The sequence below is a fragment of the Amycolatopsis sp. NPDC003731 genome (assembly GCF_053586895.1).
Genome location: NZ_JBSFNC010000046.1, coordinates 20,678 through 42,591 on the forward strand (window position 1 = coordinate 20,678; position 21,914 = coordinate 42,591).

The window sequence follows — 21,914 nt, forward strand, 5'->3', positions numbered from 1 at the left end:
CAACAGGAATGTGCCTTGCTCCGCCGGGACTTCCGCAGCTCTCGGGGCGTGCGGACCCGGACCGAAGGGCTCACCGGCGCCGAGGCGCGGCGCCTCCGGATTCGCTGATCATGCCGGGGATTCTAACCCGTTCGCGGGGTCCACGGGACGGATTTCCGCTCCTACCCTGGACCCGGAGGTGAAGCCCATGCACGCAGGAGTAGGCGACGAAATCCAGGTGCACGGCCGGACCGTCGGAGCGGCCGAGCAGCGCGGCGAGATCCTCGAAGTCCGGGGCCCCGACGGCGCACCGCCCTATCTGGTGCGGTTCGCCGACGGGCACGAAGGGCTCGTGTACCCCGGCCCCGACTGCGAGGTCCAGGCGCACGCCGATTAGACGGCGACCGGTTCCCGAGGCTCGCGGACCCGCCCCCACGCCGAGCCCACCAGCAGCAGGGCGACGAGGGTCAGCGCGGCCGCGACCTCCGGCAGCAACCGCGGGCCGCCGCTCGACAGCACCGCGCCGCCGACCACGCCGGACAGGCCGACGCCGAGGTAGATCGCGGACGCGTTGAGCGAGAGCACCAGCCCCGCGTGGCCCGGCGACAGCTCGATCAGGCGGTGCTGCACCGGCGGGTTGAACGACCACGTCGCCAGCCCCCAGACGAACAGCGAGATGCCGGCCGCGACCGGCGTCACCGTCGTCAGCGGCAGCAGCGCCATCACCGCGGTGATGGCCACGGTGACCACGAGCAGCGGCGCCCGCGAGCCCCAGCGGTCGACCGCCCGGCCGCCCGCGAAGTTGCCGATCGCGCCGCCGACGCCGTAGCAGAACAGCAGCACCGTCACCGTCGTGCCGTGCACGCCCGCCGTGGCGGCCAGCAGCGGTGACACGAACGTGTAGACCATGAACGCGGCGAGGCAGGCGAGCACCGTCGTGGCCAGCATGACGAGCACGCGCGGGTCGCGGCCGGCGGCGAACCGCTCGGCCAGGCCCACCCGCGGCGGCGCGGCGACCGTGGGCAGCGCGAGGCGCACGGCCAGCGCGCTGACCAGCGAAAACGCGGCGACCAGCGCGAACGCCGTCCGGTAGCCGAGGTGCTGGGAAATGAGGCTGCCGAGCGGGACGCCGAAGATGAGCGCGACGGTCAGGCCGCCGAACACGAGCGCGACGGCGCGGCCCCGGCGTTCCGGCGCGGTCAGCTCGGCCGCCACCGCGCTCGCCGCCGGGGTGAACACCGCGGCGCCGACCGCGGTCACCACCCGGGCGACCAGCAGCGAGCCGTAGCCGGGCGCGAGCGCGGCGAACAGGTTGCCGGCGCCGGTGACGACGAGCGCGGCGACCAGCAGCGTCCGGCGTTCCCAGGTGCCGGTGGCCGCGGCGAACAGCGGCGAGCCGACTGCGTACGCGATGGCGAAAGCGGTCACGAGCTGCGCCGCGGCCGTGGCCGAGACGTGCAGCTCGCCGGTCAGCGCGGGCAGCAGCCCGGCGACGATGTAACCGCTGGTCCCGACGCCGAAGGCGCCGAAGGCGAGGACCGAGATCCTCGGCTGGGCAGGTGCGGACATGGGCTGGGCCCCCAAGCGAAGCAGGGATAAGTTCGATGAACGTCGTAGTTCGACAGTCACCGTACTACGACTCACCCCCGAATTTCGACCGGCGTCGTACAATGGCCCCATGGCCAAGACCGACACCCTGCCCCCGATCGCCCACCCGGCCCGGGAAGAGATCACCGTCGAAGGGGTGTTGCGCGCCCTGGCCGACCCGGTGCGGCTGGCCATCGTCCGACAACTGGCGGCCACCGAGCACGAAGTGGCGTGCGGGGCGCTGACCGTGCCGGTGACGAAGTCCACAATCACCCACCACCTGAGCATCCTGCGCCAGGCCGGGGTCGTGGCCGGCCGCCAGGAAGGCACCACGCGGTTCAACTCGTTGCGCCGCAACGATCTCGACGCCCTGTTCCCCGGCCTGTTGAACGGCGTCCTGGCCGCTCAGCGCTGATCACGGCGTTACGGTGTGGATCGTCACCCGATATCGGGATGACAACCGGCCCCCTCGCTTGTTGGACTGGGCGAAGGCAGCTCACGGCGCTGGGGCCGATCGGCTGTCTTTCTTTATGCCCCCGTACTGAACCGATCCAGAGATCGGCTGAGTAATCGTTTACCCACCTTGGAAGGAGTGCCGTGCCCGTCGCGCTGCTCGCGCTCGCCATCGGAGCTTTCGGCATCGGGACCACCGAGTTCGTCATGATGGGCGTGCTGCCCCAGGCGGCCGCCGACTTCGGCGTCGACATCCCGGCTGCCGGCCACCTCATCTCCGCTTACGCCCTCGGCGTCGTTGTCGGCGCCCCCTTGCTCACCGCGGTCGCCGTCCGGCTGCCGCGCAAGACCATGCTGCTGGCCATGATGGGCCTGTTCACGCTGGGCAACGCCCTCTTCGCGCTCTCGCCGAACCAGGAGTTCGGCGTCGCGTTCCGGTTCCTCGCCGGCCTACCCCACGGCGCGTTCTTCGGCGCCGGTGCGGTCGTCGCCTCCAGCCTCGTCGGCCCGGGCGAGCGCGCCAAGGCCGTGTCGCTGATGTTCCTGGGCCTGACCCTGGCGAACGTCATCGGCGTGCCGCTGGGCACGCTGCTCGGCCAGCAGGTCGGCTGGCGCGCCACCTTCGGCGTCGTCGCCGTGATCGGCCTGGTCGCCATCGCGGCCATCGCGAAGCTCGTCCCGCACCAGGGCAAGCCCGCCGCCGAGGCGTCGCTGCGCAACGAGCTCGGCGCGTTCAAGCGGCCGCAGGTGCACCTCGCGCTGGCGATCGTCACGTTCGGCCTCGGCGGCGTGTTCGCGTGCCTGTCCTACATCACGCCGATGCTGACCGACGTCGCCGGCTACTCGCCGTCGAACGTCACCCTGCTGCTGTCCCTGGCCGGCGTCGGCATGACGATCGGCAACCTGCTCGGCGGCCGGCTGGCCGACCGCGCGCTGATGCCGAGCCTGTACATCGCGCTGCTGGCGCTGGCGTCGGTGCTGGGCATCTTCACGATCACCGCGCAGGGCAAGATCGGCGCGGCGATCACGATCTTCTTCGTCGGCGTGGCCGGGTTCATGATCGGCCCGATGATGCAGGCGCGGATCATGGAGAAGGCGGGCGGCACACCGTCCCTGGTGTCGGCCGCCGTCCAGTCCGCGTTCAACATCGCCAACTCGATCGGGGCCTACCTCGGCGGGCTGGTGATCGCGGGCGGGCTCGGCCTGGTCGCCCCGAACTGGGTCGGCGCGCTGCTCGCGGTGTTCGGACTGACGCTGGCCGTCGTCTCGGGCACTTTGGACCGCCGCGAAGCCCGCGCCGAACGGCGGGAACTCGCCCTGGCGTCCTAAGAAGATCCGAGCGGGCCGCCGGTGATCGTCAGGGCGACGTACAGCACCGCCGCCGCCAGGGCCGTGAACGTCACCACGTCCACGAGCTTGCCGCGGATGGCCAGCAGGCCCGCCCGGGCCGCCGGCAGGACCGCCCGCAACACCGCGGCGAGGAGGAGCGCGGCGCCGATCAGCGCCGCGCCCTCCCGCCAGTGGTACTGGAAGATCCGCAGCGCCGCGACGGCCACCACCAGCAGCACCGCCGCGAACGGCAGCTGGCTGAAGCGGGAGGGCCGGTGACCGGACACCTCCCGCCGCTCCTCGGTCATCGTCATCGGCCCTGGACCGAGCGTTCCGCCGCTTCGACGACGTTGCTGACCAGCATCGCCCGGGTCATCGGGCCGACCCCGCCCGGGTTCGGCGAGATCCAGCCGGCGACCTCGGCGACTCCCGGGTGGACGTCGCCGGTGAGCTTGCCGTCCACATGGGACACGCCGACGTCGAGCACGGCGGCGCCCGGCGCCACCATGTCCGGCGTGATGATCCCCGGCACGCCCGCCGCGGCCACCACGACGTCGGCGCGGCGGACCTCGGCGGCGAGGTCGCGGGTGCCGGTGTGGCACAGCGTCACGGTGGCGTTCTCGCTGCGGCGGGTCAGCAGCAGGCCGAGCGTGCGGCCGACGGTGATGCCGCGGCCGACCACGGTGACGCGCGCGCCGTTCAGCTCGACGCCGTGGCGCTTGAGCAGCTCGATGATCCCGTACGGCGTGCACGGCAGCGCGCCCTGCTGGCCCAGCACGAGCCGGCCGAGGCTGACCGGCGCGAGGCCGTCGGCGTCCTTCTCCGGGTCGATGCGCTCCAGCACGCGGTTGGCGTCCAGGTGCTTCGGCAACGGCAGCTGCACGATGTAGCCGTGGCAGGCCGAGTCGGCGTTGAGCTCGTCGATGACGGCTTCGAGCTTCTCCTGGGTGATGTCGGCCGGCAGGTCCCGGCGGATCGAGTTGACCCCGATCTTGCCGCTGTCGGCGTGCTTCATCCGCACGTACGAGTGCGACCCCGGGTCGTCGCCGACCAGGACAGTGCCGAGACCGGGCGTCACCCCCTTCGCGGCGAGGGCCGCGACGCGGGGCTCGAGCTCCGCGAAAATGGCGTTCTTGGTGGCCTTGCCGTCGAGAATCTTCGCCGTCACGCGCCCCATTCTGGCAAAGCGACCCCCGCGCGTCGCTTCCAGGCGCGGCTGGTCGCAGCCCGTAGACTGATCGCTACCCCACACGGTCCAATCGCGACGGTGCCCGCGATCAAGCTGTGACCTACCGCACGTCGCATCACCCGAGGTCAGGCCCGGTGCCACCGGGTGACCGGGCGGCAAAACCCACATGCGGGGTGCACTCGCGCGCGCGAGCAGTCAAAATGTGCGGGTGGCACAACCGACGACGCAGCTGAACGCGACCGAGCAGGACACCCTGGTCAAGCAGATCGGACTTGCCCTGCTCCGTGCCGCCCCGCGCGACTGGCGCAAGGTCACCGCGGAGTACCGAGCCGTCGGCAGGTACCACGAGCTGACCGGCGAGATCGTGACCGAGGACGGCACGGTGCACGAATGGCTCGCCACCCACGACATCGCGACCCTGTTCGGCAGGCTCCGCGGCGGCATGTACCGCGACGGCCGTGGAACGTGGTTCAACGCGCGCTACCAGCTGGACCACCCGTCCAGCTACAACCTCGAGTACAACCGCGACGAACCCGTGTGGAACCTCGCGCCGCCGCCCCAGGCCTACTCCGACGAGCTGCGGATGTTCCCGCGCACCGAGGAGAACGTCCCCGAATGGCTGATCCGGCGGATGTCCGGGCTCGGCCCGGAGCAGCCGGGGCCGCACTTCCGGATCGCCCGGATCTTCGACACCGTCGGCCCGGCCGGCCGGCCGGTGATCAACCGGCCCGACCTCGAGGTCGACGAGCAGGACCGCCTGCTGGAGTACCTGGAGCGCGCCCCGCTGGTGGTGCCCGAGCGCGGCTACGACATCGACCGCCTGGCCGCGACGCCGGAAGCGACCGTCCCGGTCGCCTTCCACAGCGACGGCCAGTGGATCTGGCCCGCCGCCGTCAACTTCTACCTGCACAAGTACGGCGTTTCGCCCGAACCGGACCTCGTCGAGCACGTCCGCTCGGTCGGGTTCACGCTGCCGCCGGTCGACGAGCCGACGCTGCAGGGCGCGGCCGCGTACCTGACCCGGGGTCACCAGCCGCCGCCCCAGCAGCAGCGCCCGGCCGGGCCGCCGCCGCAGGGTCCCCCGCCGCAGGGCCCGCCGCCCCAGCCGCCCGTGCAGCAGGCCCCCGCGGGGCCGCCGCCCGTCGCGCCCCCGCCCGTGGCGCCGCCGCCGCAGCAGCACCAGGAGCCGCCCGCGCCGGTGGAGGCGCACGCGCCCGCCGAGCCGGAGGCGCCGGCCGAAGAGCACGAGTACGCCGAAGAGGGCTACGACGAGCAGGAGTTCGAAGACCGCTTCGCCGAGGACGAGGAGTACGCCCACCCCGAGCACGCGGCGGCGTCGAACGGCTCGTCGCCGGAGCCGGGCCGGGTGCCCGACCTCGAAGAGACCGCGGAGTACGTCCCCGACCAGCCGATTGGGCAGGAACCCCGCGACGGCGAGGAGGCGCCGGCGGAGCAGACGGCGTTCGACGCCGGTCCGGCCGACGAAGCCGGGCACGCCTTCGACACCGGACAGGCGGACGAGCCGGCACACACTTTCCAGCCGGCCCACCAGGACGAAGAGCCGTCGCACGCGGCCTTCCAGCCGCCGCGGCACGAGGACGAGCACGCCTTCCAAGCCGCCGGCCAGGACGAGGCGTTCCAGCCGGGCCAGCCGCCGCACCACGACGACGAGCACGCGTTCCAGGCCCCCGGTCACGACGACGCGTTCCAGCCCGGCGAAGAGGACGCGTTCCAGCCCGGGCAGCCGCCACGGCACGACGAGGACCCGGCGCACGCGGCCTTCCAGCCGCCGCGGCCGGAGGACTCGTTCCCGCCCGGTCAGCCGCAGCGGCACGAAGACGAACACGCTTTCCAGCCGCCGGCCCGGCCGGAGGACGAGGCCGCCTTCCCGCCGCCGCGGCGGGAGCAGCCCGCGTTCGACCCGGGTCCGCCGACCATGATCACCCAGCCCGAGGTGCCCGGCGTGCTGCCGGTGCCCGAGCCGCCGGCCCCCGAGGCCCAGGCCGAGCCGCCCGCTCCGCCGCGTCCGGGCCGCCGGGCGCTGCGGCGCGAGACGCCGGACCACCCGGTGCTCGCCGGCCTGCAGACCAAGCTCGACGAGCTCGACGTCCCCGAAAGCGGCTACAAGCTGGGCGCACCCGCCGAGCACGGATGGAGCGTCGAGGAGGTCGAGGACGGCTGGCGCGTCGGCTGGTACGACGGCAAGCTCAGCAACCCGGCGGTGTTCGGCGACGCCGAGGACGCAGCCGCGTTCATGCTCGGCAAGGTCCTGCTCAACCCGGAGGGCCACGTGCCCGCCGAGGAGCCGCCCACGCCGGAGCCGGAACCCGAGCCCGAACCGGAGCCGGCGCCGCAGCGGGTCGTCGCGACGCTGTCGCCGGAGGTCGCGACCGGCTCGTACCCGGTCCGCAAGCCCGAGCCGGTGCCGCCGCAGGAGCAGACGGCGTTCACCAGCGCCGAGGAGCTCTTCGGCGACCTCGAGGACGACGAGCCGCCGGCGCCCCCGCGCCAGCCCGCGCCGGTCCCGGCCGGGCCGCCGCCGGTGGCGCAGCAGGCCGGCCCGCCGCCCGCGCCGCCCCGGCGTGAACCGCCGTCGGCGCCGACCGTCCTGGCCCCGGTGCCGCAGGGTGTGCTGCCGGTGCCGCCGCCCGCCCCGGCCGTTCCGCCCACGCCGCCGCGCCGGGAGGAACCGGCCCGCCCGGCCGTCAACGGCGGTGGGGGCGGTGGCCAGCAGCAGTGGCCGATCGGCCCGCTGGCCGGCGAGCCGCCGCTGACGCTGTTCCGCGGCAAGGAGCTGCGCGAGCTGCCCGCGGGCAGCGAGCTGGACCGCTTCGGCGGCCCGAACGGCAACCTGACGTACGCGGCGGGCACGCCGTTCGCCGAGCGGTCGCTGGTGCCGGAGTGGGTCAACCGCCCCTACCACGTCTACCGGGTGCAGCGGCCCCTGGAGACGCTGGCCGGCGTCGCGATCCCGTGGTTCAACCAGCCGGGCGGCGGGTCGGCGTACCTGCTGCCGGCGTCGATCGAGGAGCTGCTGGCCGAGGGCGACCTGATCGAGCTCGACCCGGGCGAACCCCCGATCGACTGAATTTCCGCGAAGGCCCCGGCACTGCCGGGGCCTTCGCCGGTTCAGCGGACGACGAGCCCGTGCGCGGCGGCGAAGGCGATCGCCGTTTCGACGTCGACCTCCGCGCCCCTCAGGTCGGCCTGGACCAGGGCGTTCGCGTCGAGCCGTGCGCCACGCAGGTCGGCACCTTCGAGCTTCGCGCCGTGGAGGCGGGCGCCGGTCAGGTCACTGCCGCGCAGGTCCGCGCCGGAGAGGTCGGCCTCCATCAGGTTGGCCTCCCGCAACCGCAGGCCCGACAGCCCGAGCTTGCGCAACCGCGCCTTCGCCAGCGAGGCGAGGGAGAGATCGCACTCGGTGAGCGCGATCCCGGCGAGCCCGCTCTCGGTGAACGACGAACCCAGCAGCGAGCACGCCGTCCAGCGGCTCTCGGCGAGCACTGTCCGGTCGAAGGTGCAGGAGCGGAACGCGGACGCGTCGTGCCGGGACCGCGACAGGTCGGCCCGGGTGAAGACGCAGTCGTCGAACGTGCAGCCGCGCGTCCGCAGCCCGCTCAGGTCCGCGCCGGTGAAGTCGCAGCCGGTGAACCGCCGCTTTTCCCACCACTGCCCGGACAGCACCGCTTCGCGGTAGTCCTCCCCCGTCTCCAGCACGGCCCCAGGGTGCCACACCCGCGGCTAGGGCTTCGCACCCTGGACGTAGTTCATCGCCTCGACGTACTCGGGCAGCTGCGCGCGCCGTGCCAGCTCGGCTTCGTCGAGGTCCTCCAACCGCGTCTGGATCCACCAGAGGTGGCCGAAGGGATCGCGCACGCGGCCGACGCGGTCGCCGAAGAACAGCACGGTCTGCCGGGTGATCTCGGTGGCGCCGGCCGCGATCGCGCGCCGCTGGGTTTCTTCGCTGTCCGGCACGTAGAGCCGCAGGAAGGCCGGGGTGGGGTCCCAGCCGTCGGGCGAGTCGAACGCCATCACCACGGCGTCGCCGATGCGCACCTCGGCGTGCCCGATCTTCCCGTCCTCGCCCACGACCCGCCCGAGTTCTTCGGCGTCGAAGGCGGCCTTCAGGAAATCGAGCAGGCCGGCGGTGTCGCGGCCGATGATCCACGGGGTGACCGTCGTGTAGCCCTCGGGAACGGGGTTGACCATCTGTTTCCTCCTCGGTTCGGGTTTCCGAACCTAGAATCGAAATAGGTCAGTGGTTGACCGCTGCATACTGGTCGCATGGGAGTTCCGCTGCGGCCGGTGGCGGCGCGGTCGGTGTACCGCGAAGTGGCGCCGCCGCCCGCGCTCGCGGACGTCCTCGCCTGCGGCTGGCACGGGCGCACCGGCTGGGCGCGGCCGTTGCGCGTGCTGCCCGACGGGTGCGCCGACCTTGTCTGGGACGGCGCCGCGCTCACGGTCGTCGTCACCGTCGGCGCTCCGCTGCGGCTGTGGGTTCCGGCGTCGTCGTCGCGGGTCGGCGTGCGGCTGCGGTGCGGGGCCGCGGCCGCCGTGCTCGGCACGGCCATGCCGGAGCTGCCCGCGGGCGCGACCCCCTTGCGCGACCTCTGGGGCCCGGATGCCCGTCGAGCCGAGGAAATCCTTGCCGCGTCAGGAGATCCACGGATCCAGCGGGGCGTTCTCGAACGGCTCGTCGCCCGGCGGAGGGCGGCACCGGACCGGCGGGTGCTCGCCGCGGTCCGCGCGCTCGGCGTGACGTCCCGGACCGCGGAGGTCGCCGACGCGCTCGGCGTCAGCGAACGCGCGCTGCGGCGGCACTTCGTCCATTCCGTCGGGGCCGGGCCGAAGCACCTGCAGCGCGTCCGGCGGTTCCAGGGGTTCCTGCGCCGGCTCGACGCGCTCGCCGCGCACCGGACGTCGCTGGCCCGGGTCGCCGCCGACCTCGGGTACGCCGACCAGTCCCACCTCGGCCGCGAGTGCCGGCGGCTCTCCGGCTCTTCGCCCGCCGCCCTGGTGCGGGTGGCCGAAAAGTTCCAGACAGCGGCCGCGGCGCCGGGCCACGATCGCGGGCATGACCTTCCACGTCACGATCCCGGTGCGCTGTGACGACATCGACGTCAACGGCCACGTCCGCGGCCCGGCCTACCTCGCCTACGCCGACCACGCGCGCTGGGCGTGCCTCCAGGCCGCCGGCATCGACCCGGCCGGGCTGACCGCGCGCCGGATCGGGCCGGTCAACCTGGAGACGACCGTGCGGTTCCACCGCGAGCTGCCGCCGTACGGCGAAGTCGACGTCAGCTGCGAATTCCGGTGGGGCAACGGGAAAACCTCCCGGGTGGCCCAGGAGTTCCACGCGCCGGACGGCACGCTCGTCGCCGAAGTCGCGAGCGTGTCCGGCCTGCTCGACCTCGACCGCCGGCGCCTGCTGGCCGACCCCGGCTCGTACTGGCGGGAGCTGGCCGTGCACCCGGAACTGCTGGGGCTGGCACCGAAAACCGGATGATCTTGCCGGGCCCGGCCACTACCGTGGCGGGGATGCCGGACCACGACTACGTCGATCCCTTCCTCGCCTCGCTCTACGACGCGCTGAACCCGCGCGAGAGCAGCGGTGACTTCGCGTTCTACCTGCCGATGATCATGGCCGCGGAGTCCGTGCTGGACGTCGGCTGCGGCACCGGTTCGCTGCTGCACTGGGCGCGCGAGTCCGGCCACACCGGACGGCTCGTCGGCCTCGACCCCGCCGAGGGCATGCTCATCCAGGCCCGCCGCCGGGCCGACATCGAGTGGGTGCACGGCGATTTGTCGATCGTGTCGTGGGACGGGGAGTTCGACTTCGCCGTGATGAGCGGACACGCGTTCCAGGTGCTGCTGGCCGACGACGAGCTGCGGATGGCGTTCTCGGCGATCCACCGCGCGCTGAAGCCGGGCGGCCGGTTCGCCTTCGAGACGCGCAACCCGGCCGCCCGCGGCTGGGAGCGCTGGACGCCTTCGCACGTCTGGGAGGCCGGGGACGTCCGCTCGTGGAACGACGCCGGGCCGTTCGAGAACGGGTACGTCAGCTTCAAGACCACCTACGAGAGCCCGAATTGGGACGCGCCGAAGTACAGCGAGAGCACGTTGCGCTTCCTCGACGTCCCTTCGCTGAACGCGTTCATCGAGGAAGCCGGGCTGGTCGTCGACGAGCAGTACGGCGACTGGGACCGCACACCGGTGACCGGCACGAGCCCGGAGATCATCACGGTCGTCCGGCGCCCCTCACCGGAAGTCCCGTGACTTCGCCTTGATGCGCATCGGCAGCGGCTCGACGCGGTGGGCGAGGACGCTGACCACGCCGTCGGCCTTCTCCACCACCCCGCGGATCAGCAGCGCCGGGCTGCTGCGCGCGACGCGGTGGTAGCGCTGCCAGAGGCCGAGCGTGCAGATCACGTTGACCATCCCCGTTTCGTCCTCGATGTTGAGGAAGGTGACGCCGCCCGCGGTCGCGGGGCGCTGCCGGTGCGTGACCGCGCCGCCGATGAGCACGCGTGCGCCGTCTTCGAGGTCCGCCAGGCCGCTCGCCGGGACGACGCCGAGCTCGTCGAGGCGGTCGCGGATGAACTCGGTCGGGTAGCTGTCCGGCGACACCCCGGTGGCCCAGACGTCCGCCGCCGCGACGTCGAGCCCGTCCATCCCCGGCAGTACCGGGGCCGCGGCGCCGAGCAGGCCGGGCAGCCGGTCGGGGCGTTCGCCGGCGACGGCGCCCGCGGTCCACAGCGCCTGGCGGCGATCCCCGCCGAAGCCGGCGAACGCGCCCGCCGTGGCCAGCGCCTCGATCTGCGGCGTGGTCAGCCGCACCCGGCGGGCGACGTCGGCCATGTCGCGGTACTCGCCGTTTTCCGCGCGCTCGGCGACGATCCGCTTCGCCAGGTCCTCGCCGATCTTGCGGACGGTGCTCAGCCCGGTGCGCACGTCGTGGAACTTCCCGGTACCTGCCTCCAGGGTGGCGTGCGGGAGGCTGCGGTTGATGTCCGGGCCGTGCACGGTGACGTCGTGGCGCCGCGCGTCGGCGACCAGCGACTGCGGTGAGTAGAAGCCCATCGGCTGGGCGCGCAGCAGGCCGGCCAGGAACGCGTCCGGGTGGTAGAGCTTGAAGTAGGCGCTCGAAAAGACGAGGTGCGCGAAGCTCAGCGCGTGGCTCTCCGGGAAGCCGAAGTTCGCGAACGCCTTGAGCTTCAGGAAGATCTTCTCGGCGAGCTCGTCCTCGACGCCGTTCGCGGCCGCGCCCGCGAGGAACCGCTGCCGCAGCCGGTCCATCTTCCGGTCCGAGCGCTTCGACCCCATCGCGTGCCGCAGCTGGTCGGCCTCCGCCGCGGTGAAGTTCGCGACGTCCAGCGCGATCTGCATCATCTGTTCCTGGAACAGCGGCACGCCTTTGGTCTTGTGCAGGGCCTTTTCCAGCAGCGGGTGGTCGTAGGTCCACTTTTCGCGGCCCTGCTTGCGGCGGATGTACGGGTGCACCGAGCCGCCCTGGATCGGCCCGGGCCGGATCAGCGCGACTTCGACGGCGAGGTCGTAGAACTCGCGGGGCTGCAGCCGCGGCAGCGTCGCCAGCTGGGCGCGGCTCTCCACCTGGAAGACGCCGATCGCGTCGGCGCGGCAGAGCATGTCGTAGACCTTCTCGTCGGCGAGGTCCAGCTCGGCGAGGTCGACCTTCTCGCCCTTGTGCTCCTCGACGAGGTCGATCATGTAGTGCAGCGCGGACAGCATGCCGAGGCCGAGCAGGTCGAACTTCACCAGCCCCGCGGCCGCGCAGTCTTCCTTCTCCCATTGGATGACGCTGCGGTTCTCCATCCGCGCCCACTCGACCGGGACGACCTGGCTCACCGGCTCGGCGCACATGACCATGCCGCCGGAGTGGATGCCCAGGTGCCGCGGGAAGTCCTCCAGGGCGAAGGCGAGCTGCACGACCTCGTCCGGGATGTCGTGGTCGTGGTCCTTTTCGGTGCTCTGCAGCGAACCCCAGCGGTCGATCTGCTTGCTCCAGGCGTCCTGCTGGCCGGGTGAGTAGCCCAGCGCCCGGGCGGCGTCGCGGACGGCGGACCGGGCGCGGTAGGTGATCACGTTCGCCACCTGGGCGGTCCGGAGCCGGCCGTGTTTCCGGAAGACGTACTGGATGGCCTCCTCGCGGCGGTCGGACTCGATGTCGAGGTCGATGTCGGGGTAGCCGTCCCGGTCCGGGGCGAGGAAGCGCTCGAAGAGGAGTTCGTAGGCGACGGAGTCGACCTTGGTGATGCCGAGCGCGTAGCAGACGGCCGAGTTCGCGGCCGAGCCGCGGCCCTGGCAGAGGATGTCGTGGTCGTTGCAGAACCGGACGATGTCCCAGACGATCAGGAAGTAGCCGGGGAAGCCGAGTTCTTCGATGATGGCCAGCTCGTGCTCGATCTGCTGGTTGGCCTTTTCCTCGTGGGGCTTGCCTGCGAAGCGTTCCTTCGCGCCTTCTGTCGTGAGGTGGCGCAGGTAGGTCGTTTCGGTGTGCCCCTCGGGGACGTCGAAGGGCGGCAGTTCGGGGGCGATCAGTTTCAGCGGGAACGCGCATTCCATGCCGAGCAGGGCGCTGCGCCGGACCGCGCCGGGGTACCGCCGGAAGAGGACGTCCATTTCGGCGCCGCTGCGCAGGAAGGCCGTGCCGGCGGCGGGCAGCCAGCCTTCGAGTTCGTCGATGCCCCGCCGGGCCCGGATGGCGGCGAGGGCATCGGCGAGCGGAGCGCGTTCGGGCCGCGCGTAGTGGGCGGCGGTGGTGGCGACGGTCGGCAGGTGCAGCTCGTCCGCGAGCTGGGTCAGGAGGTCGTTGTGGGTGCTGTTCAGGGGCTGGCGGTGGTCGGTGAGCTCGACGTAGACGTTGTCGCGCCCGAAGCGGTCGACGAGTTCCTCGAGTTTTTCGGCGGCGGCCGCCGGGCCGTGCGTGACGAGGGCCGAGCGCACCGCGCCTTTGCGGCAGCCCGTCAGCACCACGCACTGCCCGGCGACCTCCTCGGCGACCGCGCCGAGGTCGTAGACGGGCCGCCCCTTCTCGGCCTGGTGGTGGATCTGGCCGGCGGTGATGGCGCGGCAGAGGGCGCGGTAGCCCTGGTCGCCGCGGGCGAGCAGGAGGAGGTGCTCGCCTTCGGGGTCGGGCACGCCGTTCTGCGGGCCGGGGAGGCCGAAGCTGAGTTCGGTGCCGAAGACGGTGTCGACGCCGAGTTCCCGCGCGGCCTCGGCAAACCGCACGACGCCGTACATGCCGTCGTGATCGGTGAGGGCGATGGCGTCGAGCTGCAGCCGCGCGGCCTCCTCGACGAGCTCCTCGGGGTGGCTGGCACCGTCGAGGAAGCTGAAGTTGGAGTGGCAGTGCAGCTCCGCGTAGGGGACGCGGACGGCCTCGGCGCCATCGTCGTTCCGGCGGGTGGGCAGGTCGCCGGGACGCCGGTAGCCCTCCCGGCGCCGGCCCCAGGCGGGGCTGTCACCGTGATCGCCGGGAGGGAGCCCGCCGGCGAGGGTGCGGGCGAGGTCCTTCCAGCGGACGGGCGGGTTGTTCCAGCCCATTCAGTGACCCCCGGGCTGGTCACGCCGGTCTTCGGCGGCCCGGCGGCGACGGTGCCAGCTGCTCGGGTGGTTCCAGCGGGACCGGGCTTCGGCGTCGGTCATGGGGGCGCGCTGGTTCGTGTCGGCTTCGCTGTTCGGGGTCGCTTCGAGTGCTTCGGTGCGGCGGTCGGCGTTGGTCGGGTGGCTCCACCTCGAGCGGGCCTCGGCGTCGCTGGTGCGGCTCACTTCTGCGCGGCGGTCGGCGTTGGTCGGGTGGCTCCAGCGGGACCGGGCCTCGGCGTCGCTGATGCGGCTCGCGTCGGCGCGGCGGTCGGCGTTCGTCGGGTGGTTCCACCTCGAGCTAGCCTCGGCGTCGCTGATGCGGCGTGGCGGGGTCCAGTGGAGCTCGATCCCGCTGAGGCGGCAGCCGTTCTCGCGCGACGGGCGCGGGACCGGGAGGGCGATCACCGGGCAGACCCAGTCGTCGTCGGCGGGGGTCTGCGGGAGGTGTCCGCGGACCGTCCACCTCTCCGCCTGCTCTTCCGTTGCGGGCTCGGGAATCTCGCGCAGCCACTCGCGCTCCTCCGAAGCCCCTCGGGGTGTGGGGCCGGGCTCGGCTCGCAACCAGTCGCGCAGCTTTCGTGCGTAGTCCTCGTCCATGCTCAGTCGTACACTCCCTCGACCGTCCACAGTGGATTTTCCGTGCCTGCGCAGTGCACCAGCACCGCTTCGGGTGGCTCCTCCCCTTCGCCGGCCAGCACCAGCTGCAGCCGCGCTCTGGGCGGACTCGGCCGCCGTCGGTCGCCCGCCAGGGGCCAGGGGCCCGCCCAGCCCACGACCTCCCGGCCCGCGCCGCCCGCGATGCTGAGCCTCCGCGGCGGCGACGTCACCTGGTCGCGCGCGGTGATCCCGACGGCGCGGCCGCCGTCGTCGAAGACCTGCGCCGGGACCGGCCGGGCGAGGACCGTCGCCGGGGATGGGGACGGCAGGCGTCCCGGCCAGGTCGCGTCCGGCGGCGTCGTCCGCTCGCGCGGGTCGCCCCACGGCACCAGCCGCACTCGGCCCGCCGGGTCGCGGCCGCCGTCGAGCACCGGGGTGAGCACGCCTTCGGGGCCGAGCAGGCCCTGGACCCGCACGAACGCGCGGGCCGCTCGCTCGTCGGCCTCGTCGGTGCCGCCGTTGCGCCACAGGTCGAGCTGCAGCGACCGGCCTTCGACGACCTCCTCGGGTTCGAGCCGCAGCCGCACGACGCCGGACGTCGGACGCTGCCCGGGCGCGGCGCGCAGCCAGCCTTCGAACTGCCAGCGCACGCGATCGGCGACGCCGGCAGGGGTCAGCGGTTCGGCGCACCGCCACGCCCGGCCGAGGTGTTCGCCTTCTTCGGTGACCGCGTAGATGCCGAGCCGGGTGCAGGCGAGGCCGTGTGCGGCGAGGCCCGCGCAGAACCGCGCCGCGAGCCCCTTGGCGAGGAACGCCGCGACGTCGACTCGCTCGACGACGGGGTCGAACTCCTCGGCGAGGCTCAGTTCAGGCGGGGGCCGCCGACGCAGCGGCGGCCGTTCGGACCGGCCGCGCGCCAGCCGGTACGCGAGCAGCCCGCCCGCGCCGAAGCGGTTGGCGACGTCACGTTCCGGCAGAGCGGCGAACGCGCCGAGCGTCTTCAGCCCGAGGCGGCGCAGCAGGTCGACCAGCTCCGCGCGGTCGGCGCCGGGCTGGTCGAGTTCGGTGACCGGCAGCGTCGCGAGGAAGTCGGCAGCGTGCCCGCGTTCGACGAACTCACCGCACCGCGCGGCGAGCGTCGCGGCGAAGAGTCCATCGGCGACGCCGACCTGGCACTCGACCCCAGCCGCGGCGGCGACCTCGTCGAGAAGCCGTTCGACGAGCGCGTGCTCCCCGCCGAAGTAGCCGGCGGCACCGTCGACGGGGACGGCAACCAGGCCGGGCCGCACGACCTCGACCCCGACGACGAGCCCCTCGACCGCCCGCGCGACGGCTTCGAACAGGCGGGCGTCCCGCCCGTCGTCGGCGGCGAAGACGGCGAGCTCCGGACAGTTCGACTGGGCATCCCGCCGCCGCATCCCCCGCCGGACGCCGCTGCGCCGCGCGACGGCGTTGCAGGCGACGACCCGGTTGGCGGTGAAGACGCCGACGGGCAGGTCGGCGGCAACCCCGCCGACGGCGGCGGCTGCGACGGCGGGCCAGTCCGGGCACCACAGGACGAGCATCCGGGTGGGGACGTCGGGGGTGGTGCGTTGGGCCGGGACGGTCATGCGGCCTCCCGGATCCGGCCGCCACCCCGACGCGGGTGGTGGTGGTGGTGTGGCGAGCGCGCGTGGGCAAGGGGCCGGATCGCTCGTGTGCGCGGGCGCCCGGTGGGTCGGCTCTCGTGGGCGAGTGGCCGGCTCGCGTGAGCCGATCTCGCGCGATTGGGGACGGGACTCGCGTGGTTGGGCGCGGATCTCGTGTGACCGGAGGGGCCACACGCGGGATCGGCGAGGCATCTCGCGTGATTAAGGAGGCAACACACGTGATTGGGCAGTCGACACACGTGACTGGACAGTCGACACACGTGATTGCAGGGTCGACACGCGTGATTGCAGGGTCGGCACGCGTGATTGGAGGGTCGACACGGGTGGGTGGGGGGTTGGGGTGGGCGGGTGGGGTTCATGCCGTGGCCTCGTCGAGGGTGGGGATGGACGAGGGGGTGGGGTGCGGGGTGGCGGGTGGGAGGTCGAAGGTGGCCGTCAGGGGGCGGGCGGCCGCGCCGCGGCCGTGGGACCGGACCTGCACCTGGCGCGATTCAAGGTGTCCGTACCCGGCCGAGGGGCCGGACCAGGCCGAGCGGCGGCACGAGAGCTCCACGTCCGCCGCGGGCCACGCTCCCGCGGCCAGCAGGACCGCGCCGCGGTGGCGGGCTCGGGCCGACAGGCGCCGGGCCACCGCCGGCAGGACCGTCTCCGGCTGGACCGCCACCAGGTCCACGCCGTCCAGCAAGGCCGCGACCACCGCCGGGAGCTCCGCGCCCGGACGCGGGACCAGCGCCAGCCGGGTCACGTCCACGCCGTACTCGGCGGCCGCCGCGACCCCCAGGGATGGCATGCCGACCACCGCGGCCCACGAACCCGCTTCCGTGGCCGCGGCGAGGAGGGCGAGCAGCAGCGATGTCCCCCCGTGGACCGCCACCGTGCTCCCGCGCCGGAGCCCGGTGTCGGGCAGCAGCCCGGCCAGCGCCGGGACGACCGGGAGCACCCTTCCCGTCGCCCTGGCCCGCTCGGCCTGGGCCGCCACCCGGCTCGCCGTGCTGACCCCGGGCAGGGCCGCCAGCCGGGCCACCGGCGGCTCCACCACAGCGGTCACCGCACGCACCTCCCCACCACGGACTGGTGCCGGCGGCCGAGCCTCTCCCAAAAACGCGACCGACGGCACTGGTTCGCCGCGGGGAAGGCGGCGGTTTCGTGTCGAACATCTGTTCGACGTAGTCCAGTCAACCGCGAACCACCCGAGGTGTCAAGTCACCCACTAGTGGGGAGCTAAAGCAGTTGCCCCGCCCGCCCACCGATCGCTAGACAGGCGGCGTGGAGCTCACCGACGCCCGCCCCGAAGACGTCCCGGAACTGCTGGTCCTGCAACGCTGCTGCTGGGTCCAGGAGGCCGTCCTCAACGACACCCTCGACATCCCCGCGCTGCACGAAACCCTCGAAGACGTGCGCGACTGGACGAAGACCTGGTCGGTGTGGGTGCTCCGGCAGGACCACCGCTTGATCGGCGCCGTGCGCGCCCGGCTCGACGGCGACCGCTGGGAACTCGGCAGGCTGATGGTCGCGCCGGACCTCGCCGGGCGCGGGCTGGGCCGCCGGCTGCTCGCCCACGCCGAGGCGCACGCGCCCGCCGAAGCCCGCCGGTTCGCCCTCTTCACCGGGGCGCGCAGCGCTCGCAACATCGCCATGTACCAGCGGGCCGGCTACCGGCTCACCGACGCGCCCGCCGCCGATGGTCACATCCGCGACGCGGTCTACCTGGAGAAGGACGTCACCCTCAGCGAAAAACCCGGTCCGGCCGCCTGACGCTGCGGCGTCGGCTAGATTCCCCGGTGGACTTCGGGGGGTGGCGATGACAGGACCGCTGAGACGGCCGATCCTGGCGGTCGTCGGCGTGCTGGTGGCGGTGGGAACGGCGGCCTGCGGGGTGCCCGGCGCCACGGCCGCGGCCCCGGCGCCGACGACCATCGGCGCGGAGTGGCGCTCGTTCCGCGCCGACGTCACCGGGATCCGCCCCGGCTCGGACGACCACAGCCTGTTCGTGCAGGTCGCGCTGCCCGGCAAGGACCCCGGCTGCGTCCGCGAGCCGCGGATCGAACAGGTCGTGGAGGCGAAGACCGACATCCGCGCCGACGTCGTCTACTCGACGCGCCCCGCGGCGGGCGGCTGCCAGGACAAGGTGCCCGCGGAGGTGCCGCTGACGACGGCGGACCCGATCGCGGACCGGACGGTCATCCTCAACGCCGACACCGGGAACGCCTGGCACAAGCTCGGCGCGGGCTGGGGCCACTGCGACCGCCAGGGCGCCTGCGCCCCGCCCGCCGACCACTGCGACCCCGCGTGGATCGGCGCCGCGGTGTCCGCCGCCGGCGCCGCGGGCCCGGGCACCACCCGCGCCTGCGACCCGTCGTGGCTGGTCGTCGACCTCGAGGGCGCCCGCAGCGCCTTCCGCTGGAGCGATGCGGGGTGGACGTCGTTCGCGCAGGCGCACTCCGCCGGCTGCGCGGAGATCCTGGCGGCCGCACCGAAGTTCCCGGTCGCGCTCTGCAAGGCGCTGCCCGCGCCCGCCTAGCGCGACAGCTTCTTGACGATCTCCGCGCCGACCGCCTGCACGGCGGCGTCGGTTTCCTGCTGCGGCATCGGCGAGTTCGAGAAGAACCCCTTGTCCCAGCCGGACACCTCGAGGACGACGACGGTCGTGCCCTTCAGGACGTGCAGCTCGGAGCCGCTGAACGCGCTGTCGGTGGCCAGCCGGACCAGCAGGGCCTTGTCGCCGAGGCCACGCACTTCCGTCGGCGGGATCGGCGGCGCCTTCGGCGTGAACAGGTCGTTCGCCTGCTCGCGCGCGCTCTCCCCCGAGTACCGGGTGATCTGGACGTGCATGGTGGCGTCGCGGACGTTTTCGTCCGGCCCCGGCTTCCAGCTGCAGCCCTGCTGCTTGATGCCCGGCAGGTCCTCGGTGCCCTGGCCGGCCAGGACGAAGCTCGGGAAGCCCGCCTTCTCCAGCACCGGCGCCGGGACCTGGCACTCGGCGGGCACCGGCGACGACGACGGCGCCGCGCCGGTGCTCGCGTAGTAGTCGCTCGCGACGATGCTCAGCGGGATGCCCGCGCCGAGCAGCACGACGACACCGCCGATGATGCCGAAGATCAGCCCCATCCGCTTCTTCTTCGGCGGTGGCACCGGCGCGCCGTACCCCGCGGGCGGGTACCCGGGCGGCGGGTAGCCAGGCGGGTAACCCTGCGGCGGATAGCCCTGCTGGGGCGGGTACCCGGGCTGCTGCGGGTACCCGGGCTGCTGCTGCGGATAGCCCGGGTACCCCTGCTGACCGTGGCCGTACGGCGGTTGCTGCATCGAGCCCTCCCTCTCGAAGCGCGGGGGTCAGTGCGCGAAGTGGCGCGTCCCCGTCAGGTACATCGTGACGCCCGCCTTCTCCGCGGCCGCGATGACTTCGGCGTCGCGGACCGAGCCGCCGGGCTGCACGATCGCGCGGACACCCGCCTCGACCAGCACCTCCAGACCGTCCGGGAACGGGAAGAACGCGTCCGACGCGCCGACCGAGCCCTTGGCCCGATCGCCGGCCCGCGAGACCGCCAGCCGCGACGAGTCGACCCGGTTGACCTGGCCCATGCCGACGCCGACGGTCGCGCCGTCGGCGGCCAGCAGGATCGCGTTGGACTTGACCGCGCGCAGCGAGCGCCACGCGAACTCGAGGTCGCGCAGGGTCGGTTCGTCGGCCGCGGTGCCGGTGGCGAGCGTCCAGTTCGCCGGGTCGTCGCCGTCGGCGTCGATCGCGTCGGCCGTCTGCAGCAGGACGCCGCCGGAGATCGGGCGGAACTCGACCGGGAACGCCGGGGCCGCCGGCAGCTTCAGCAGGCGGATGTTCTTCTTGCGCTGCAGGATTTCCAGGGCTTCGGCGTCGAAGTCGGGGGCCAGCACGACCTCGGTGAAGACCTCGGCGATCTGCTCGGCGGCCTCGCGGCTGACCGGCCGGTTCGTCGCGATGACGCCGCCGTAGGCCGAGACCGGGTCGCAGGCGTGGGCCTTGCGGTGCGCCTCGGCGATGTCCGCGCCGATCGCGATGCCGCACGGGTTGGCGTGCTTGATGATCGCGACGGCGGGCTCGGCGAAGTCGTACGCGGCGCGGCGGGCGGCGTCGGTGTCGACGTAGTTGTTGTAGGACATGGCCTTGCCGTGCAGCTGCTCGGCGTGCGCCAGGCCCGGGTTCTGGCTCTTGTAGAGCGCGGCCTTCTGGTGCGGGTTCTCGCCGTAGCGCAGGACGTCGGCGCGTTCCCAGGTGGCGCCGAGGAAGTCCGGGAAGCCGGCGTCGTCCGCAGGCGCATACGCGCTGGCGAACCACGAAGCGACAGCCGTGTCGTACGCCGCCGTGTGCGCGTACGCCCGGGCCGCGAGGCGCTTGCGGTCTTCGAACTCGAAGCCGCCGTCGGCGACGCGCTCGAGCACCCAGCCGTAGCTCGCCGGGTCGACGACGACCGCGACGCTGCCGTGGTTCTTCGCCGCCGCGCGGACCATCGCCGGGCCGCCGATGTCGATGTTCTCGACGCAGTCCTCGGGGCTCGCGCCGGACGCGACCGTCTGCGCGAACGGGTACAGGTTCACCACCAGCAGGTCGAACGCCGCGATGTCCAGCTTCCGCAGCTGCTCGACGTGGTCGGGGTTGCCCTGGTCGGCCAGGAGCCCGGCGTGCACGTTCGGGTGCAGCGTCTTGACGCGGCCGTCCAACGACTCCGGGAAGCCGGTGACCTGCTCGACCGGCGTGACCGGGACACCGGCGTCGGCGATGGCCTTCGCCGTCCCGCCGGTGGAGACGATCTCGACGCCGGCCGCGTGCAGGCCGGTCGCGAGGTCCAGGAGGCCCGCCTTGTCCGAGACGCCGATCAGCGCCCGGCGGACCGGGCGCCGTCCCAGGTCAGTGCTCACGAAATGTCACCTTTCGTCCGTCCACGGTGCAGCCACCGCGGCCGAGTCGCTCGATCGTTTCCACCAGCAGCCTGCGTTCGACGGCCTTGATCCGTTCGTGCAGGACGTCTTCGTCGTCGTCGTGCTCCACGACGACCGCTTCCTGGGCGATGATCGGCCCGGTGTCGACCCCGGCGTCCGCGAAGTGCACGGTCGAGCCGGTGACCTTGACGCCGGCTTCGAGGGCGTCGCGGACCGCGTGCATCCCGGGGAAGGACGGGAGCAGCGCCGGGTGCGTGTTGATCACCGTGAAGCGGCCGAGAAACTGCTCGCCGAGGATCTTCATGAACCCGGCCGAGACGACGAGGTCGGGCCGGTACGCCGCGACGGCCTCGGTCAGCGCCTTGTCCCACGCGGCGCGGTCGGGGTGGTCGGCGACGCGGACGGTGAAGGACGGGATGCTCAGGCGCTCGGCGCGGGTGAGGGCTTCGATGCCGGTGCGGTCGGCGCCGACGGCGACGACCTTGGCCGGGAAGCCGGACCGGCCGGTGGCGTCCAGCACCGCCTGCAGGAGGGTGCCGGAGCCCGACGCGAGCACGACGAGCTTCACCGGGGTGGGCAGCTCCAACCGTTGAGACAGAGCGGGCTCCTTGCCG

21 protein-coding genes are annotated in these 21,914 nt (G+C 73.2%); 9 read left to right on the forward strand and 12 right to left on the reverse strand.

Features of this window, described 5'->3' with window-relative positions; all coding sequences use genetic code 11:
* The first annotated feature begins 187 nt into the window (after positions 1–187).
* Positions 188–376, forward strand: a complete 189-nt coding sequence (locus tag ACWDN5_RS20855; protein ID WP_191312265.1) for a DUF1918 domain-containing protein — start codon at positions 188–190, stop codon at positions 374–376.
* On the opposite strand, the gene ACWDN5_RS20860 is transcribed toward ACWDN5_RS20855, so the two are convergent.
* Entirely contained in the window at positions 373–1,548 is a 1,176-nt protein-coding gene (locus tag ACWDN5_RS20860; RefSeq protein ID WP_310967503.1) for an MFS transporter, read from the reverse strand. The two genes, ACWDN5_RS20855 and ACWDN5_RS20860, sit on opposite strands and share 4 nt — an antisense overlap.
* A gap of 109 nt (positions 1,549–1,657) precedes the next feature.
* Here ACWDN5_RS20860 and ACWDN5_RS20865 point away from each other — a divergent pair, with 109 nt between their 5' ends.
* Both ACWDN5_RS20865 and ACWDN5_RS20870 read left to right on the forward strand, forming a co-directional pair.
* Entirely contained in the window at positions 1,658–1,981 is a 324-nt protein-coding gene (locus ACWDN5_RS20865) for an ArsR/SmtB family transcription factor (protein WP_310967505.1), read from the forward strand.
* Positions 1,982–2,163: 182 nt separating this feature from the next.
* Positions 2,164–3,348 (forward strand): MFS transporter, encoded by a 1,185-nt coding sequence (locus tag ACWDN5_RS20870; protein ID WP_310967506.1) that lies wholly within the window; start codon positions 2,164–2,166, stop codon positions 3,346–3,348.
* Here ACWDN5_RS20870 and ACWDN5_RS20875 read toward each other — a convergent pair.
* Positions 3,345–3,662 (reverse strand): DUF3017 domain-containing protein, encoded by a 318-nt coding sequence (locus tag ACWDN5_RS20875; RefSeq protein ID WP_310967508.1) that lies wholly within the window; start codon positions 3,660–3,662, stop codon positions 3,345–3,347. The genes ACWDN5_RS20870 and ACWDN5_RS20875 overlap by 4 nt on opposite strands.
* A complete protein-coding gene (locus tag ACWDN5_RS20880) occupies positions 3,659–4,516 on the reverse strand; it encodes a bifunctional methylenetetrahydrofolate dehydrogenase/methenyltetrahydrofolate cyclohydrolase (RefSeq protein ID WP_449677452.1) in 858 nt (285 codons plus the stop codon). The genes ACWDN5_RS20875 and ACWDN5_RS20880 overlap by 4 nt, the downstream gene beginning before the upstream one ends.
* A 223-nt stretch (positions 4,517–4,739) precedes the next feature.
* Between ACWDN5_RS20880 and ACWDN5_RS20885 the strand changes: the two genes are divergently transcribed.
* Positions 4,740–7,625, forward strand: a complete 2,886-nt coding sequence (locus ACWDN5_RS20885; protein WP_449677453.1) for a glycohydrolase toxin TNT-related protein — start codon at positions 4,740–4,742, stop codon at positions 7,623–7,625.
* Positions 7,626–7,666: 41 nt separating this feature from the next.
* On the opposite strand, the gene ACWDN5_RS20890 is transcribed toward ACWDN5_RS20885, so the two are convergent.
* Positions 7,667–8,254 (reverse strand): pentapeptide repeat-containing protein, encoded by a 588-nt coding sequence (locus ACWDN5_RS20890; protein WP_310967512.1) that lies wholly within the window; start codon positions 8,252–8,254, stop codon positions 7,667–7,669.
* A gap of 24 nt (positions 8,255–8,278) precedes the next feature.
* The gene (locus ACWDN5_RS20895; RefSeq protein ID WP_310967513.1) at positions 8,279–8,746 is read right to left on the reverse strand and encodes a VOC family protein; all 468 of its coding nucleotides are present in this window, start codon (positions 8,744–8,746) and stop codon (positions 8,279–8,281) included.
* Positions 8,747–8,821: 75 nt separating this feature from the next.
* On the opposite strand from ACWDN5_RS20895, the gene ACWDN5_RS20900 reads away from it, so the two are divergent.
* The 3 genes from ACWDN5_RS20900 to ACWDN5_RS20910 are packed head-to-tail and all read left to right on the forward strand — an operon-like array spanning position 8,822 to position 10,813.
* Positions 8,822–9,646 (forward strand): helix-turn-helix domain-containing protein, encoded by an 825-nt coding sequence (locus ACWDN5_RS20900; protein ID WP_449677454.1) that lies wholly within the window; start codon positions 8,822–8,824, stop codon positions 9,644–9,646.
* Positions 9,612–10,043, forward strand: coding sequence for an acyl-CoA thioesterase (locus tag ACWDN5_RS20905; protein WP_449677455.1), 432 nt, complete (start codon positions 9,612–9,614; stop codon positions 10,041–10,043). The genes ACWDN5_RS20900 and ACWDN5_RS20905 overlap by 35 nt, the downstream gene beginning before the upstream one ends.
* A 32-nt stretch (positions 10,044–10,075) precedes the next feature.
* Positions 10,076–10,813, forward strand: a complete 738-nt coding sequence (locus tag ACWDN5_RS20910) for a class I SAM-dependent methyltransferase (RefSeq protein ID WP_449677457.1) — start codon at positions 10,076–10,078, stop codon at positions 10,811–10,813.
* Here the strand turns inward: ACWDN5_RS20910 and ACWDN5_RS20915 are convergent.
* From ACWDN5_RS20915 to ACWDN5_RS20930, 4 genes are all read right to left on the reverse strand, one after another.
* Positions 10,796–14,101, reverse strand: a complete 3,306-nt coding sequence (locus ACWDN5_RS20915; protein WP_449677458.1) for an error-prone DNA polymerase — start codon at positions 14,099–14,101, stop codon at positions 10,796–10,798. The genes ACWDN5_RS20910 and ACWDN5_RS20915 overlap by 18 nt on opposite strands.
* Positions 14,102–14,740 (reverse strand): hypothetical protein, encoded by a 639-nt coding sequence (locus ACWDN5_RS20920; protein ID WP_449677459.1) that lies wholly within the window; start codon positions 14,738–14,740, stop codon positions 14,102–14,104. It lies immediately after the preceding gene.
* Positions 14,741–14,742: 2 nt separating this feature from the next.
* Complete coding sequence (locus tag ACWDN5_RS20925; protein WP_449677460.1) at positions 14,743–16,350, reverse strand: DNA polymerase Y family protein; 1,608 nt, start codon at positions 16,348–16,350, stop codon at positions 14,743–14,745.
* Between the two features lie 394 nt (positions 16,351–16,744).
* Positions 16,745–17,437: a hypothetical protein gene (locus ACWDN5_RS20930; protein WP_449677461.1), complete on the reverse strand. Its 693-nt coding sequence runs from the start codon at positions 17,435–17,437 to the stop codon at positions 16,745–16,747.
* A 218-nt stretch (positions 17,438–17,655) separates the two neighbouring features.
* Between ACWDN5_RS20930 and ACWDN5_RS20935 the strand changes: the two genes are divergently transcribed.
* Complete coding sequence (locus ACWDN5_RS20935) at positions 17,656–18,144, forward strand: GNAT family N-acetyltransferase (RefSeq protein WP_449677462.1); 489 nt, start codon at positions 17,656–17,658, stop codon at positions 18,142–18,144.
* A 46-nt stretch (positions 18,145–18,190) separates the two neighbouring features.
* A complete protein-coding gene (locus ACWDN5_RS20940) occupies positions 18,191–18,910 on the forward strand; it encodes a hypothetical protein (protein WP_449677463.1) in 720 nt (239 codons plus the stop codon).
* On the opposite strand, the gene ACWDN5_RS20945 is transcribed toward ACWDN5_RS20940, so the two are convergent.
* The 3 genes from ACWDN5_RS20945 to purN are packed head-to-tail and all read right to left on the reverse strand — an operon-like array spanning position 18,907 to position 21,886.
* On the reverse strand, positions 18,907–19,692 hold the full coding sequence (locus tag ACWDN5_RS20945) for a hypothetical protein (RefSeq protein WP_449677464.1): 786 nt from the start codon (positions 19,690–19,692) through the stop codon (positions 18,907–18,909). The two genes, ACWDN5_RS20940 and ACWDN5_RS20945, sit on opposite strands and share 4 nt — an antisense overlap.
* 27 nt (positions 19,693–19,719) lie before the next feature.
* Positions 19,720–21,279 (reverse strand): bifunctional phosphoribosylaminoimidazolecarboxamide formyltransferase/IMP cyclohydrolase, encoded by a 1,560-nt coding sequence (gene purH, locus ACWDN5_RS20950; RefSeq protein ID WP_310967529.1) that lies wholly within the window; start codon positions 21,277–21,279, stop codon positions 19,720–19,722.
* The gene (gene purN, locus ACWDN5_RS20955; protein ID WP_310967530.1) at positions 21,269–21,886 is read right to left on the reverse strand and encodes a phosphoribosylglycinamide formyltransferase; all 618 of its coding nucleotides are present in this window, start codon (positions 21,884–21,886) and stop codon (positions 21,269–21,271) included. The genes purH and purN overlap by 11 nt, the downstream gene beginning before the upstream one ends.
* Positions 21,887–21,914 lie beyond the last annotated feature (28 nt).